Consider the following 15,298-nt stretch of genomic DNA (forward strand, 5'->3'; position numbering starts at 1 on the left):
ATTGAATTGAAGACACGCCCTAAAGCCAACCCACTAAAACGCTCTGAACAGTACATTCATTATTTATATCACCTGATACCAAAAGCGATGACCAAAGCGATGACTATAATTGACACGATGCAAGTAGATACCATGCCAAAAAACGCTAGGAATGACGATAAGTTGCAGGCAGAAAACATGAATGAAAATATGCCCGCTGCTCTGAAAGGTCGTCCGTCAATGTCTCATAGCCAGTCTGGATTTACCCTTATTGAGATTATGGTAGTGATTGTTATTTTGGCCATTCTTGCAGGCTTGGTGGTGCCAAAAGTGGTCGGGCAAAGTGATAAAGCGCGCGTCAAAACCACTGAAACGGCGCTAGCGACCGTATCCAATGCGCTTGATATGTACAAGGTTGATAATTCACGTTATCCGACGACGGCGCAAGGTTTAGAAGCCCTAACCACACCGCCAGCTGACGCCAAAAACTATCCCGATGGCGGTTATATCAAAGGTGGCTATCCGACCGATGGTTGGGAAAACGAGTTGCAATATGTCGCGCCAGGTAGCGAAGGTCGTCCTTATGATTTATTTTCATTAGGCGCTGATGGGCAGCAAGGCGGCGAAGGGCAAGATGCTGATATTTATGCTCAGTTGTAAGCTGCGATTTAAAGTGATTAGATTAAAGTGATTAGCGCTGAGCAACATAGCGTTTTCTAACACTTTACTGATTAAAGCGGCGTTAAAATATTCTAAATATCAACCAATAAAAGGCTTTATTGGTTGATATTTTTTATGAAAGCATAAAATAAATACTATGCCAGTAAGTACTATGCTAAATAGAAGTCCACACTATACGTTCAGCCTTTTTAATTAAAAGTCATTACAAACAGTTGTTAAAAGTAACCTTTAAAACCCGCTATCAAAGGTAGTTATTTATGTTTATCAAAACAGCCACCCCAGTTATCAATAAACGCCTTGCTAAAAAACCTCATCTATTGGCAATGGCGCTTATGAGCACCTCGTTGATGACAGGTTTATCAACAATTTCAATGAGCGCGCAGGCAGCAGGGCTTGGTGAATTGTTTGGCAATAACAATGCAGCACAATCGAAGTTCTTGCCAGTCGATAAAGCTTTTAAAGTAGATAGTATTACCAAAGCGACGTCTAAAGGCACGCAGTTATCGATTACCTTTGATATCACGCCCGGCCATTACGTTTATAAAGACAAGCTGATGCTAAGCTTTCCAAAGGGCATCAGTGCGACGCCATTTCGCTTTAGCCAGTCGCCAATTTCTATTAATGATCCTACCTTTGGGAAAGTGCCTGTTTTTACGCAAAAAAATATAATTGCTACCACCACCCTGAGTACCAATAATGGTAAAGGCGCCAAAAATGTACCCGTTGTCATCGGCTGGCAGGGCTGTGCTAAAGCGGGTTTATGCTATCCGCCAGAGAAAATTAAAACCACAGTCAATATTGGCACAGCTGGTAAATAAACAGCTCGTAAATAAATAATGATGTAAATAGACAAGTCCATACAGACAGTGAATTGGTCAATTCGAATTTTGGTAATAATAGGTAGCCCTTCATGTCCCTTAAGAGCGCAGAAAAGTCTCCGTCATTGACGCAAAATAAACCGTCAAAAAAATCTTGTCTGTTGGCGTTCGCTTTCAGCGCGGGTTCATTATTGACAGGGCTAGCAGCGACTGGGCTGACGGCCGTGCCAGTGGCATCGCAAGCGGCAGGATTGGGCGATTTATTTAGCAGTGATAAAAGCGCGACCCAACCGAAATTTTTGCCTGTTGATGAAGCGTTTCAAGTTAGCAGTAGCAGCAAACCGACCAATAATGGCACGCGCTTAGCCATTAACTTTGACATTACGCCTGAGCACTATGTTTATAAAGACCAAATTAAGCTAACGTTGCCTGCTGGCGTGAGCGCTGCACCTTTTAGCTTTAGCCAAAAGCCAGTCTCCATAGATGATCCGACCTTTGGTCAAGTATTGGTCTTTGACCAAGCCAATATGGTTGCTACTACCATTTTGAGTAGTAGTAATGGCAAGGCGATAAATAATGCCGCTGTAACGATAGGTTGGCAAGGCTGTGCCAAAGCGGGTCTATGCTATCCACCAGAGAAGATAAAAACCACAGTCAATATCGCTGCTGCGTCACAATCGGCAGCCAATAGTTCAAGTAGCATTGCTACAGTTTCTGCGAGCAATAACAGCAATGTAGAAACTGCGCAAGCATCTACAGAGGCGACTGATACTGATCGTCTTGCTACAGAGCAAACTACGCCAGATGACGAGGTGATTGATTATGCATTGTTAGATGACGAAGCGTTAGATGCAGAGCTTGGTGCAATCAATACCATCTCTGGAGCCGATGAAGAAGTGGTAGGCGATAATGTCACAAGTGAAGCAGCGAACAATAGCTCTGCAACAAACAATACCGTTGTTGGCGATAATGCGATGGATAGCGACCCTTTTGGCCTAGCGTCTCATCCATGGCTGGCATTGGCTTTGCTGTTTTTAGCAGGTTTGGGCTTGGCATTGACGCCTTGCGTCCTGCCCATGCTACCCATTGTGGCCAATATCGTCGCCCGTGAAGACAATCCCACGGTCAAACGCGGTGTTATTTTGACCAGCAGTTATGCTATTGGTGTCGCAACGGCTTATGGTATTTTGGGTGCGGTCATCGCTGTGTTTGGCGAATCCTTAGGCATTATCGGTTGGCTGCAAAACCCTATTATCTTGATTAGCTTTGCCATTGTCTTTGTCCTACTGGCGTTATATATGCTAGGTGTGTTTAGCATTCGTCTGCCAAGATTCATCAGTAGTAAAATGCAGGATCTAAGCCAAGCGGGGGATAGCAAACTTGGTAGTACGGGTGGCAGTTTAATTGCGGGATTCTTATCGGCGCTCGTGGTATCGCCTTGTGTTTCGGCACCCTTATTTGGGGCGCTGCTTGCTGTATCAACGATTGGAAGTCCGCTCCTTGGCTTTGCCGCTTTATTTATGCTCGGTTTTGGTTTATCAGCGCCGCTTATTTTAATCGGCGCGACCCAAGGTAAAATCATGCCAAAAGCGGGTGAGTGGATGAACTGGGTCAAGCAAGGCTTTGCTTTGTTGCTTTTTGCCGTGGCATTGCTATTAATTGAGCGCGTCTTTATCTCACCTGTGATGCTGATGGTTTGGGCGTTATGGTTTATGGTCGTGGCGATGTGGGCGTGGAGCTGGCTAGGCAAAGGTCGAATGTTGACCCAAGCATTAAGCTTAACCGCCGGTATTTGGGCGACGTGTTTAATCGTCGGCGCCGCCTTGGGTAATGATGATAGTTTACATCCGCTTGCCTCCCTAACTGCGGTTCCGGTGCTGCAGACAACTGCTGGTCAACCAGCCACCAGTAATGCAACCGATAAGACGGTGACGACGCTGGCTGAGCTAGACACTATTGTCGCCGCCAATCCTAAAGTGCTGGTCGATGTCACCGCCGAATGGTGCATAGAGTGCCGGATTATGGATAAAAACTTATTTCATAATCGTCCTGCGCAAATGCAAGATTGGCAATTGGTCAGACTTGATATCACAGAGACTACAGCGGATTCAAAAGCAATCTTAGCGCGTTATAAACTATTTGGTCCGCCAGCATTGCTGTATTATCAAGACGGGCGGTTGGTCAATCAACAAGTGGGTGAAATCGGGCGCGCAGAGTTTGAGCAAACCTTAACTGCGTTAAACTAATCGTTTAAATGTAGATAAATTCCACGTCATTTCTACTCATTAAAAAGCCAACTTCCTGTGATAGTAGGACGTTGGCTTTTTCAATCTTACTAAATAGCCTTTTTAACATAGACGCTAAATCCTTGGTTTAGCATTATTTATTACTACTTACTTTGCTACTTACCTTATTATTTACATCAGTATTTGCTCGCAATAACGCTAGTATAGTGCCCTTATTTTCATTACAATAAAGCAACATTGCGAAAGGCGCATTACCACAAGTAATAGCTACCTGACACGTCCATATTTATTGGTTTTCTTTGGTTTTCTTTGGTTTTTACTCTATTTTAGCAATCATGCTAATGGTTATATCAATTATCTCATAGACTCTGCTGGCGCTCATGCCAGTTAGATAAAGGACACTTATGTTTTCTCCTATTACGCCGCAGCGTCCCTCTTTAGCGCTTAACATAGCGGGCAAAAATAATAACAGTCAGCGGTCCAAATGCTATTTAAGCATGGCGGTTGGGACAGCGCTTGCTTGTTTTACCTTACAAGCCAACGCCGCTAATGGCGCTCAAAGCTATGAAGAGCTACCGGTAGAGAGTATCGCATTTGAGTATGATACTGATGAGGCGGCAAAAGTTGTCAATAAGCGCGTGGTCAATCCAAATGCAGCGGCTCAAAGCGACAAGGTTATTAGTAAAGAGTTTGTCGCCGAACAAGCAAGACTGTTTTATGAATGTACACAAGTACAAACCAGTGGCGCGCGTTTGGCTTGTTTTGATAAAGTTGCCGAGCAAGGCAAAACGCCGAGTTACACCACGACTAAACAACCAGTTGATTTGGCAAAAACCCTACAAAGTACCCTTGCTGGTAATCCGCAAGTTGTCCTAGTAGAGGAAAATACCACCATTTCTGCAAAAGGTAATGCGGCAAATAACGAAGTTGGTAATGGCGAAAGTTTGGATACGGTTGGACTGACGCAAAGGGAGGCGGAAGTATTAGAAAACGTCGGCGTCACCCAAGCTGATATTGAAAAATATACGCCGTTAAGTTTGGCTTATGATTTGGATAAAAACAGCGAGCGCGGTACCTGGACAGTCAGACCGCACCGACCAACTTATTTGCTACCGTTATTTTATACCTTTGATCCCAATTTAGGTCCAAGCACGCCGTCGCAAGATAAAGAAGAATTTACCTCTAACGACACCCGTAATACAGAGCTAAAGTTCCAGCTGTCATTAAAGACCAAAGTGATGGAAGATTTGTTTGATACCAGTGCCGATTTATGGTTTGGTTATACCCAAGAGTCGCACTGGCAGGTTTATAACGAAGACAACTCACGACCATTTCGCGCCACCGATTATCAGCCGGAGATATTTTTAACCCAGCCTGTCACAGCTGATCTGCCTTTTGGTGGCCGTCTGCGCATGTTAGGAGCGGGTGCGATTCACCACTCTAATGGGCAAGATGATCCTTTATCGCGCTCGTGGAACCGTGCTTATCTGATGGCAGGGGCAGAGTGGGGCAAATTGTCGGTCATACCGCGCCTATGGGCCCGCGTCAATAACGAAAGCTCTAGCAGCGAGGACAATCCGGATATTGAAGATTACATGGGCTATGGCGATATCAAATTTTTATATGATTTGCCAGAGCAGCAAAGCCTAAGTGGTACTTTGCGTTATAATCCAAGTACCAATAAGGGTGCTGCCCAAATCGACTATGTCTATCCATTATCCAAAAACATTAACGGCTATATTCAATTATTCCAAGGGTATGGCGAATCTATTATTGATTATAACCATGAAAATACTTCGATTGGTTTTGGTATCGTGCTAAATGACTGGAAAGGTTTTTAGGATAAATGCGCCGGTAGGTATCGATAGATGCGCCGTTTAGCGCCTTATCAAAGCGGACTATGGCTGGCAGAGTATGGAGACATACGCTGCCAGTTATGCCGTATTTATCGCAGTACACTGCAATCTCAACTGCCACAAAACCATTCCTCAGCAATTCCGCCTAATAATCACTCCTTTTTTACGAACCTACGTCAGCACATCAACAACCGTTTTGATAGTGGTTTGCTCTGCTCACATTGTCATCACAGTATCATCTGGCTACCCAAAACCTTCGAGGTTGATATCGCTGCGGGCACTGTTCTCTCTATTCAAGCAGCGACCTATTACGATTATCCAATACGCCAAGCTATTCGTGCTTTTAAGCATCATGAAGATATGACCAAGTTACCGTTATTGCTACATGTATTGCGTCAATTGCCTAGGCCGCACGGCTGTCATCAGGATAATAGTGTCATTGTTGCTATGCCGACAACCAATCAACGGCTTGTTAAACGCGGTTTTGACCCCGTTAGTATTCTAGCCGCGCAACTGTCTAAACACTGGCAAATTCCACTGTGGTACGGTGTAGAACGTATCGATAATACTGTCAGCCAGCAAGGCCTAACACGTGCTGAGCGCCTCAGTAATCTCAATAATGCTTTTGTGCTGACCGAAACCCCGCCAGTTAAACGTTTACTGCTGTTCGATGATGTCGCAACCACAGGCGCGAGCCTACAAGCGCTAGGCCGCGCTTTGTATCAACCTGCTACCAATACCGCCTCTGCGTCCTCATTGCCGACCAACCGCTACCACCTATCTGCCTATGCACTCGCTCATGGGAGTCAGTATCGTTAGTCATTTATAAAGTATTGACGGTACTTCTATAATGACTAATATGTTGCTAAGATGTTGCCTAACCGCTATATTATTAAATCAATATATATAAATTTGTTAGCTGATATTAATCGAAAGCTAGAATTGGTTTTTAAGTATCTGATTTAAAATATGTTTTTCTATAGCTGGTATGTGGTTTTATGGAATAAAAATTGCATGTTTTATAGTAAAGAATAAAAGAATGTGACCTCTCCCTACTGATTGGTAGTTAAATGTTTTAGCAGGTAAGAGTTACGAGGTCTTTTAGATTGACTACTGGCAAATGGATCGTTATGAGACAGACGGTAGACGTTATAAATAGGAATGTGATGTGAGAGTCTCTAAGAATAGCCTGTCGCCTACAATACAAATGAGAAACTCAGGGTTTACCTTGATTGAACTGATGGTAACGATTGCTGTGCTTGCTATTATTGTCGGTATCGCAGCCCCTAGTATCAGTACTCAGCTTGCCAATCAGCGCGTAAAGTCGACGACGGCTACACTAGCTAATGCCTTAAAAGAAGCAAAAGCTGAAAGCATTATTCGTCGGCAGAACGTTACTTTTACCTATAATAATAACGGTACAAATGCAGGAATTATCCATATTGGGAATATTTCCAGCTATAGCTATAGCGCAAAAAGCACTATCTCCGACTCTGAGTCCAAAAATCCTATTACCTTCGAACCGAGTAAGCGCGTTGAGTCAATTATTTACACTATTTGTGATGAGAATGCTGCTGCAACACCACGACAAGTGAGTGTGAGCAAGGTTGCCAATATTAGCATTAAGTCAGGAGGCACGTGTTAATGAAATACTCAATGCATGAACAGGGTATAGGTCTAGTTGAAGTACTTGTCGCCGTCTTATTATTATCTGTTGCAGTGTTGGGCTTTAGTGCTTTGCAAATGCGTGCAATAAGTGCAACCGATGAGAGCTTAGTTAGGACTAAGTCATTGACAGTCGTACGTAACTTGGCCGAGGTGATGCGGGCCTATCCTGAGGCTTATGTAAAAGACGGTAGCGGGCCTACCTTTGAGAGCATACTCTCGACAGAGTTTGCTGACCTATCAATCGCTGAGCGTGCCAAGGTAGTGCCAACCATACAGGCTGTGGTGAGCAGCTCAGCTACAGATACTGTGACTATCTCTCACGTAAAGACCAACCCTAATGGTAGTAAAACAACAGTTAGTAAAGTGGTTAGTGTGTTAGCCACTGGCGAAAACTGTCTATCAACTACTACCCAGACCGTAGGCGGTAAAAAACTACCCAAGCAGACCTGCACAATTAATGAGCTGGCGGCTCGTGATGCTCTTATGATAAAAAAACAAGCGGCCGACCAAGCAATTACAATTAATATTGAAACCTGTCCTGGTAGTGCCGCTAACGCTATTCAGCAACAGATGTGCGTGATTACTGCATGGAATGGTACTAAAGCGATCTTAGATGATAATGATGTCGATGCCTGTGCAAAGGCTAATGGTACTTATAAGACGAGCAGTAACTGCCTAATTTCGGAGGCCTACTAATGAGTACTCACGATATGAGTCGTTACCGTGCTAATTCATCAGGCTTTACGCTGATCGAGCTGATGATTTCTTTGGTGTTAGGGCTATTAATATCGGCTGCAGTCATGCAGGTCTATATCATTAGTACTCGTACTGCGACTGTACAACAAAGTGCGTCAGAGGTCCAAGACAGTGCTATATTTTCGCTACAAACGATTGAGGATCACATTCGCTTGGCAAACCTAGGTAACCCTATTAGTAACATTAAAGATACTACTAATCATGGCGGTATAGTGCTGACCACAGCGAATTTAGGAACAAGTAATACTACAGACGCCAAATACTTTACAGCGAGTGAAGATAGCGCAGGTTGGACAGGATTATCCAATATTACAGGGGTAGAAAGTGACCAATTGACTATACAATATAAGAACGTTACCTCGTCATCTCTATATGATTGTGAAGGCGCAGAAGTCCAAAAAGATAGTCCTGATTGGGTGGTTGAGCGCTATTTTGTTCGCAAAGCTACAGGTGGTGCGGATACTGATCTCGTATTGGCATGCGCGGCGGGTCGCGTTGATGAAGATGGGCAGATAATCACCGCATTTACTGGTGCAGGTGAGGTTATCATACCCGCAGTAGATCAATTCAAAGTGCTATTAGGAACGCTTGCCGATGTCTCGCAGCTGAGCTATTTACCTGCTAGCACCTACTTAGAGTTAACAGACAAGCCTGCGATAACTACGGTCAAGCTTGGCATGATAGTTCGTAGTGATACACCATTGATAGAAGACCCTGAAAGTAGTTTGCTTGCCGCAGATAAAGGCAAATTTACGATATTAGGTGCTGAACAGAAACTAAAAGCCGACAGTGTGAATAAAGTACGCTATCGGCGCAGTTATGAATCTACCGTCGTGCTGCGTAGCGCTCGTGTCATGTCTGTGACTGGACTGAAATCTAATGTCAAGTCCTAATAGGAGAGGCAATATGTCAAATAATCAGCGATATCAGTATCCAGTAACACTGTCATCTAATCAGCAAGGTGCCGTGCTTATTGTGGTATTGCTGTTTTTAGTTTTGATTATATTAGCAGGTGTCATCGCCGTAAAGCAAAGCACCACTGATCTGAAGCTATCAACCAGTGATCAAATCAATACATTACTGCTCCAGTCAGCCGATGATGCCAATCAAAATATAGAACAGAGTATGAATGGCAATAGCGATGCTGAAGCCTATGATGCGATGATAGCGCGTGGTGGGCCCTTTGGTCATTTTATCTTGACGGACTATAGTGTTGAGAACGAATATGTGTTTTGCTTTCGTCCACGCGATCAATTATTTAATATTAATAAAACCACCATCTTAACGCCAGATGGCACGATAACTAATACAGGCTACTGTGACACTACCAATCCAGATGATTATGTGAGTAGTCGCAATACCAGTATGACTCAGGTCAATGTCTCGCTCACGCCACCTAGTGCCGAAAACGAAGCTTTTGGAAGCTATACTATCGGTCAAGGTAGCGACTCGCTCGCGTCTAAAGCCTTTATGTTTGATATCAATAGCACGGCTGTATTACCTAGCTATGCAGATGTAGGTAATTGTTTTAAGCAAACCAGTAGATTACATACTGAGACGGATACTAAAAAAACTATTGGCGGCTGTATGGCTAAAGCTGGCGTACCAAGTACCGTTATCTATGAGATGGCTGAAGTCGAAAACCAATCACTCCGCACAGCGTGTATCGAGTTTGGTAAAGGCGGAGGACAACTGTTGTGTACACTGCCAGCCAGCTAATCATTACCCTGATTTTAATTTTGCAGCACCATATTTAGTAACATCCTACTTTGCAACACATATATAGAGCGTCATTGCTACTTTGTACTATCCAAATAAGGAATAGGTCATGAAACATAAAGCGAATCTAAGGTCTAATCGACAGTCATGGCCTATCAAGCTTTTAACCGCTACCATTATGCTTGGTATGACAGGCACGCTTGCGCAAGCTGATATCACTAGAAAGCCTATCGGTGATTTGGAGATTTATAAAGCCGCTAAACCCGGTACCGCGACTATTTTTATGATGCTCGATATCTCAGGCAGTATGGACCAAAGAAGTATTGCTAATGACTATACAGAGTTTTCTGGTTCTTGTAGCGAAAAAGAAATTAAATCAGACAAAATTAGTTTGGTTATCTATGAACGTACGCCTAAACTTGCTGCAGATGGCAGTATCATCAAAGATGATGATGGCAATACCATTATGGTGCCAGACCTTAGTAGAGTGAAACAAACAATAGATTATACTCCTGAGGGCTGTGAGAGTAAGAAAGTAATACGATTCTCTAGAATGGAGCGACTCAAGCTCGCACTTATCGAGCTCATCGCGGATAACGTCTATGACAACAAAGGTAACTTAAAAGATACAGGCACACTGGCCGATGATTATGCAATAGGGGTAGGCGCTTTTAGTTATAAAAGTGATGGGAGAACAGGTTATGTGTTATCTCCTACTAGGGTATTAAACGCTGACCAGCGCATCGAGCTGATTAATCAGATTAAAGGTTTAGTTGCGGATGGCGGTACTCCTACAGCGCCAGCTCTAGCAGAATCAGGGGCTTACATGATGGGTACGACTACTATCGGCGATGTCAAAGTTGTGGCTGAGCGTGAGTATTTTGGTAGTAAAATTTATTATCGTCGGTGTAATAGTAATGAAAGCACGCTCTCCTATGACGCAGAGTTAAAGATACATGTCTATAAGTGTAATAGCTGGCGTGATTGGTCAACAAGCTCAAGTGTACTACCTAGCTATAGTGCTGATTCTAATATTGACCATGCTGACGGCGGTCGAACTTATTTTGCAGGATACAATGGATACAGCGGTTTCGCTGCTTCAGTTGCGACGTCCAAAGAAATAAATACTGGCAAAAACGCTTATATATCGCCTCTTAACGATGATGAATGTAGCGGTAACGGTATCTACTTATTAACCGATGGTGAACCTTCTAACAATATTGCTGATTCCAACTCAATCGATATTATGAATAGGTCATTGACAGGCTCAAGCTTATCCATGAGTTCCTGTGATAATTCGGAAAGTAGTGGATTAAAAGGCAGTAGTAGTCAAGGCTGGGGCTGTATGGCAACGTACTCTCAGCTACTGCGTAACCCTGCCAATCCTGGTAAATTACCTATTAAAACAGCGACAGTCGGTTTCGGTAAGTCATTTGCTGGATTGACAGGAACGCGCAGCATCATTATCAATGGTAAGCAAAAAGAAGTGGTTGACTGTGAAAGCGGCAATGCAAAGAAAAATGCAGACGTTCGTAATTTGTGCAGACTCGGTGAGCGCAAAGGCGATAACGAAGTAAAAACCTTTGGTGATGGCGGTTTTTATTATACCGAAGAGTCGTCAGAGATTGCTGCTAGTGTTGTCGATTTTGCTTCAGGGTTGGTACAGATTATCAATACCGCACCCTCAGGAACTATTACTATTCCAGAAGATCCATACCGTGCATCAAACCAGCTACCCTATGCCTATCTTCCTATGCTCGACCCTGAGATCGTATCAGCCAACAGTATTTGGCGTGGCAATCTTAAAAAGTACAACTTGGATCAAGGTACGTTATTTGGAAAAAATAAAAGCAAGCTCTACAAAGATGTCGCAGGCGAGCTTGACGAAAACACCCAAGATGTCTGGCAGAAGGCTGACTTTGTAGCAGAAGGTAAGACCGCTAATAATAACATTGCAGCAGGCGGTGTCTATGCGCAGTTGCAAGCGCCAAGTAACGGCTTGGGCAGTGTGCGTACTATCTATGTCGAGGACTATACTTCAGCGAGTGACAAGACGCCTGTTTTGCGTAAGATCGGTGTCAATGGTAGCGGTAAGCCAGTTGGGTTTGATGCCTTGGTCGATACTGGAAACACTGGAGCCTACAGCCAAATAAACCAACGTAGATTGTTAAGCTTTTTAGGGTTTGATGGTGTTCTTACCAGTGACGGACAACCGACTACACCGCTGACCACGCCTACTAAAAACTTAACCCTCACTAAACCTACTAACGAGACCAAAGTGTTAGGGGGTGTGGTGCATTCTAAGCCTGAAGCGATATCTTATGGCTCGGCACTAGATGTCAAAGGTAATATCATCACGCCTCGCGAGGATTATGTGCTGTTTGGCTCTATGGATGGTGCATTGCATCTCGTCGATGCTGCAGATGGCAAAGAAGAAGTTGCTATCATCCCAAGGCAGATGCTGATTAATCAACCAGAGGCCTTAGTTGATGGTTCAACTAGACTTAATACTACTGAAGTTGGTAAGCCCTACTTTGGGGTGGATGCGCCGTGGTTGGTCAAGACCGACTACAATTACGACTTACCGAAAAAAAGAGTAACCGTCGATACTACATCGGGCAAAGGCATGTTCGCTTATGGTGGTCTGCGTATGGGCGGTGAAGCGCTCTATGGTATGAACATCACTAATAAATCGACACCTAAGATACTATTTACCATTACATCGCAAGGGGTCAGCTCCACGACTGCTGGCAAATCTGCAACCACAGGTTTTGAGCGTTTGGGTCAGATTTGGAGCAAACCCGTTGCTGCAAAAATACGCCTAACTAAAGGCTCTAGCACTACAAAGAACACCGCGCCAACTGATGTGCTGATATTCGGTGGTGGCTATGATATGCGTTACGAAGAGGATGATTATGTACCAACTAGCGCATCTCCTGCTCAAGGCAACGCTATCTATATGATTGATGCTAAGACAGGTGAGCTGATATGGTCAACCAGCAGCGCCGCTACATCAGGTAAAAATGTTAAAGCAGACAACATGATTAATAGTATCACGGGTGGTATTACCGTACTTGACCGCGATAATGATGGTCTGATGGACCACATCTATGCTGCTGACCTTGGCGGTCAAGTGTTCCGCGCTGATTTTGAGAACGCTCGTATTGAGCAGTTTGGCTTTGCAGCGGTCAATAGCTTTTCCAATAAAGGCGTGACGCGCATACTCAATGCTGCCCCAGCCGATAAAAAGCTTGCCTATCGCTTTTATGAGAGTCCAGTAGTGAGCTTTTTCCGTAGAGAGGGAGGACCTGATAACGGCAAACTCTTTGCGATGGTCAATGTCATCTCAGGTAACCGTAGCGCTCCACTATCCATACTGCGTGACAATAACGCTTATGCCAACCGCGTCTACGGCATCATTGATAATGATGTGACCCATGCAGACTTGTTTAAGGGAAGCTTTAGCAAAACGGTAGCCAATCTGACCGAAGACAAGTTGGTCAATTTAGGTGATGAGATTCCGAAGATAGCAAGTCAAACCACAGACGCCACCCGAAGAGCCAAAAAAGAAGCAGCCATTGCGGCGATGATAGGTAAGTCACAAAGTGGTGGAACCGCTGCGGTCCCAGCAAGCAAGAACGGCTGGTACTATCCGCTCACGCGCTTTGATGGCTATAACAACGTTAGATACAATAAAGGCATCGGCAATAGTGTGGTGATCAACAACCTACTCTACACCAGCGTCTATAACCCTGACAAAATATACGGCAATACGGCGAGCTGTACAGCTAAGATAACAGGCGGCTCTGAACGTCAAATATATTGTCTACCTTATGGTGTCTGTATGGAAGATACCTCTAAATCGGGAACAGGTGGCTTTGTTCCAGCCGGTCAAGGTATCCAAGAGTTGGCACTAGGGGCATATAATGCCGATAACACTGATGTCAAAGTGCTAATCGGCACAACTACTATCGCTGACCGAATCGAAGCAGCCAATCGTGCAAAATATGGTAAAGATTCTGTCAAAGATGAGAGTAATATTAAAGACTTGTATTCAGGAACGGACAAGGCCACTCAAGACAATGGTGATGGCTCAGCGGTTGAGTACCTATTTAATGAGCGCTATACCTTGCAGCCAAAAGCATGGTACGAGCGTAAGTAGCCGCTATCGTTATAGTTACACTTTTGCTAAGTATCGTAGCCATGATTATCAATGCCATTATGCCAATGGCATTGATAATGAGATAACCCATGACGACACTTATCTTTTATGCTATATAGGACATCGCCCATGACCGCTGTATCGCTGACCACCCGACATAGCAATCGCGGCTTTACGCTAATAGAGCTAATGATTGTCATCAGTATCATCGCCATCTTAGCTGCTATCGCCACTCCCAGTTATCGCCGATATGTGATACTCAATGCTGAGCGTGATGTCCAAGCTAAGATGCAACAACTTCAAATAGAGCTGGAGCAATGGCGGGCGAAATCTATGACTTATCAAGGGTTTGAGCCAAGAAAGATCAGTAGTACCAATGTGGTCACTTACGGTTATGATGAGACGGATGACACTACTGTATATGTGCCACGAGGTAGCAATGCAAGCAATTATCGTTATAAGGTTACGCTGGTTGATGGAGGGGATACCAGTGCATCGCTCAACTCTGGCGGATTGACCGCGGTAGGTCGGTCATGGAGGATGCTTGCTGTTCCCAATAGCTCAGGTATCACTAAAGGTGCTAGTACCATATTACTGACGAGCAGCGGTATACGCTGTGCACATAAAACCAATGAGATAGAAATTGACGATGATGACTGCGGTAACAATGAGGAAGTTTGGTGATGATGATAAATACAAGTCAAGATAGAGCAGTCAATATATCAGTATCGCAGCAAGGCTTTACTCTGGTTGAGGTAATGATCGTCGTCGCTATCATTGGTATTCTTGCAGCGATATCTTATCCCAGCTATCAGCGTTATGTCATCAAAACTAAACGAGTGGACATGATGAGCGAGATGCAAAATATCGCTTCAGAGATAGAAAGTCGTAAACTAGCGCAAGGTAGTTATAGTGCGATTAGTGCAGGTGTCAAAACAGATTTTTCTACTGCATACCCAAGGCAGGGCACTGCGCTATATGATGTGACCATAACCGATCCACTTGTTGCTAAGTGGACAATTATTGCCAGTCCTAAGACAGGTACACAGATGGCAAGCGATGGTAATCTGAGTCTTAATTATCAAGGAGTGAAATGCCGAACAACGATTACTCCTTGTACAGGTGAGAACTGGAACTAATGCCAATAACAGCCATATAAATTCCATTTGACAAAAAATGTCAGTTATCTTTACCTTTCGTTACTCATGATAGGCGGACTGACAATTTTTAGTGGCTTGGGCGTAACATTTAAGGTTAGATAAAATAAAAGCAGAGAACGGTTAATAATAAATTGCGATGATAATTAGATATTTAGCTGAAAAGATAAAGATGACCATAATTTTGGCATGGTAAATGTTTTATGATATTCATCCAAAGCATAACTCTTTTGTAGTGCAGTGACTATAGCCGCGA

Annotated in this window: 12 protein-coding genes; all 12 read left to right on the top strand. The window is 43.9% G+C overall.

Annotation, left to right across the window (positions count from 1 at the left end; translation table 11 throughout):
• Nucleotides 1-177: 177 nt before the first annotated feature.
• Nucleotides 178-639 (top strand): type II secretion system major pseudopilin GspG, encoded by a 462-nt coding sequence (gene gspG / locus B3R91_RS01285; RefSeq protein ID WP_286796058.1) that lies wholly within the window; start codon nucleotides 178-180, stop codon nucleotides 637-639.
• 278 nt (nucleotides 640-917) lie between these two features.
• Nucleotides 918-1,478: a protein-disulfide reductase DsbD domain-containing protein gene (locus B3R91_RS01290; RefSeq protein ID WP_286796010.1), complete on the top strand. Its 561-nt coding sequence runs from the start codon at nucleotides 918-920 to the stop codon at nucleotides 1,476-1,478.
• A 92-nt stretch (nucleotides 1,479-1,570) separates the two neighbouring features.
• Nucleotides 1,571-3,724 carry a protein-disulfide reductase DsbD domain-containing protein gene (locus tag B3R91_RS01295; RefSeq protein WP_286796012.1) on the top strand — a complete coding sequence of 718 codons (2,154 nt, stop codon included), beginning with the start codon at nucleotides 1,571-1,573 and terminating at the stop codon, nucleotides 3,722-3,724.
• A 404-nt stretch (nucleotides 3,725-4,128) separates the two neighbouring features.
• Nucleotides 4,129-5,565 (top strand): phospholipase A, encoded by a 1,437-nt coding sequence (locus tag B3R91_RS01300; RefSeq protein ID WP_286796015.1) that lies wholly within the window; start codon nucleotides 4,129-4,131, stop codon nucleotides 5,563-5,565.
• 27 nt (nucleotides 5,566-5,592) lie between these two features.
• On the top strand, nucleotides 5,593-6,399 hold the full coding sequence (locus tag B3R91_RS01305) for a ComF family protein (protein WP_286796017.1): 807 nt from the start codon (nucleotides 5,593-5,595) through the stop codon (nucleotides 6,397-6,399).
• A gap of 349 nt (nucleotides 6,400-6,748) precedes the next feature.
• Nucleotides 6,749-7,225, top strand: coding sequence for a pilus assembly FimT family protein (locus tag B3R91_RS01310; protein WP_286796020.1), 477 nt, complete (start codon nucleotides 6,749-6,751; stop codon nucleotides 7,223-7,225).
• Nucleotides 7,225-7,944: a hypothetical protein gene (locus B3R91_RS01315; protein ID WP_286796022.1), complete on the top strand. Its 720-nt coding sequence runs from the start codon at nucleotides 7,225-7,227 to the stop codon at nucleotides 7,942-7,944. The genes B3R91_RS01310 and B3R91_RS01315 overlap by 1 nt, the downstream gene beginning before the upstream one ends.
• On the top strand, nucleotides 7,944-8,897 hold the full coding sequence (locus B3R91_RS01320) for a PilW family protein (RefSeq protein ID WP_286796024.1): 954 nt from the start codon (nucleotides 7,944-7,946) through the stop codon (nucleotides 8,895-8,897). Before B3R91_RS01315 ends, B3R91_RS01320 begins: the two co-directional genes overlap by 1 nt.
• 13 nt (nucleotides 8,898-8,910) lie before the next feature.
• A complete protein-coding gene (locus B3R91_RS01325) occupies nucleotides 8,911-9,723 on the top strand; it encodes a pilus assembly protein PilX (protein WP_286796026.1) in 813 nt (270 codons plus the stop codon).
• 109 nt (nucleotides 9,724-9,832) lie between these two features.
• A complete protein-coding gene (locus B3R91_RS01330) occupies nucleotides 9,833-13,885 on the top strand; it encodes a PilC/PilY family type IV pilus protein (protein ID WP_286796028.1) in 4,053 nt (1,350 codons plus the stop codon).
• A gap of 129 nt (nucleotides 13,886-14,014) precedes the next feature.
• Nucleotides 14,015-14,569, top strand: a complete 555-nt coding sequence (locus tag B3R91_RS01335) for a type IV pilin protein (RefSeq protein WP_286796030.1) — start codon at nucleotides 14,015-14,017, stop codon at nucleotides 14,567-14,569.
• Nucleotides 14,569-15,024: a type IV pilin protein gene (locus B3R91_RS01340; protein WP_286796031.1), complete on the top strand. Its 456-nt coding sequence runs from the start codon at nucleotides 14,569-14,571 to the stop codon at nucleotides 15,022-15,024. Before B3R91_RS01335 ends, B3R91_RS01340 begins: the two co-directional genes overlap by 1 nt.
• Nucleotides 15,025-15,298: the final 274 nt, after the last annotated feature.

Origin of the sequence: Psychrobacter sp. UBA6291, from assembly GCF_002439405.1 — a bacterium.
Taxonomy (GTDB): domain Bacteria; phylum Pseudomonadota; class Gammaproteobacteria; order Pseudomonadales; family Moraxellaceae; genus Psychrobacter; species Psychrobacter faecalis.

What these genes read in the sequence shown, in the direction of transcription:
- B3R91_RS01305 (WP_286796017.1), top strand. Translation starts at nt 5,593, where the DNA reads ATGCGCCGTTTAGCGCCTTATCAAAGCGGACTATGGCTGGCAGAGTAT.
- B3R91_RS01320 (WP_286796024.1), top strand. Translation starts at nt 7,944, where the DNA reads ATGAGTACTCACGATATGAGTCGTTACCGTGCTAATTCATCAGGCTTT.
- B3R91_RS01340 (WP_286796031.1), top strand. Translation starts at nt 14,569, where the DNA reads ATGATGATAAATACAAGTCAAGATAGAGCAGTCAATATATCAGTATCG.
- B3R91_RS01315 (WP_286796022.1), top strand. Translation starts at nt 7,225, where the DNA reads ATGAAATACTCAATGCATGAACAGGGTATAGGTCTAGTTGAAGTACTT.
- B3R91_RS01330 (WP_286796028.1), top strand. Translation starts at nt 9,833, where the DNA reads ATGAAACATAAAGCGAATCTAAGGTCTAATCGACAGTCATGGCCTATC.
- B3R91_RS01290 (WP_286796010.1), top strand. Translation starts at nt 918, where the DNA reads ATGTTTATCAAAACAGCCACCCCAGTTATCAATAAACGCCTTGCTAAA.
- B3R91_RS01295 (WP_286796012.1), top strand. Translation starts at nt 1,571, where the DNA reads ATGTCCCTTAAGAGCGCAGAAAAGTCTCCGTCATTGACGCAAAATAAA.
- B3R91_RS01335 (WP_286796030.1), top strand. Translation starts at nt 14,015, where the DNA reads ATGACCGCTGTATCGCTGACCACCCGACATAGCAATCGCGGCTTTACG.
- B3R91_RS01325 (WP_286796026.1), top strand. Translation starts at nt 8,911, where the DNA reads ATGTCAAATAATCAGCGATATCAGTATCCAGTAACACTGTCATCTAAT.
- gspG (WP_286796058.1), top strand. Translation starts at nt 178, where the DNA reads ATGAATGAAAATATGCCCGCTGCTCTGAAAGGTCGTCCGTCAATGTCT.
- B3R91_RS01300 (WP_286796015.1), top strand. Translation starts at nt 4,129, where the DNA reads ATGTTTTCTCCTATTACGCCGCAGCGTCCCTCTTTAGCGCTTAACATA.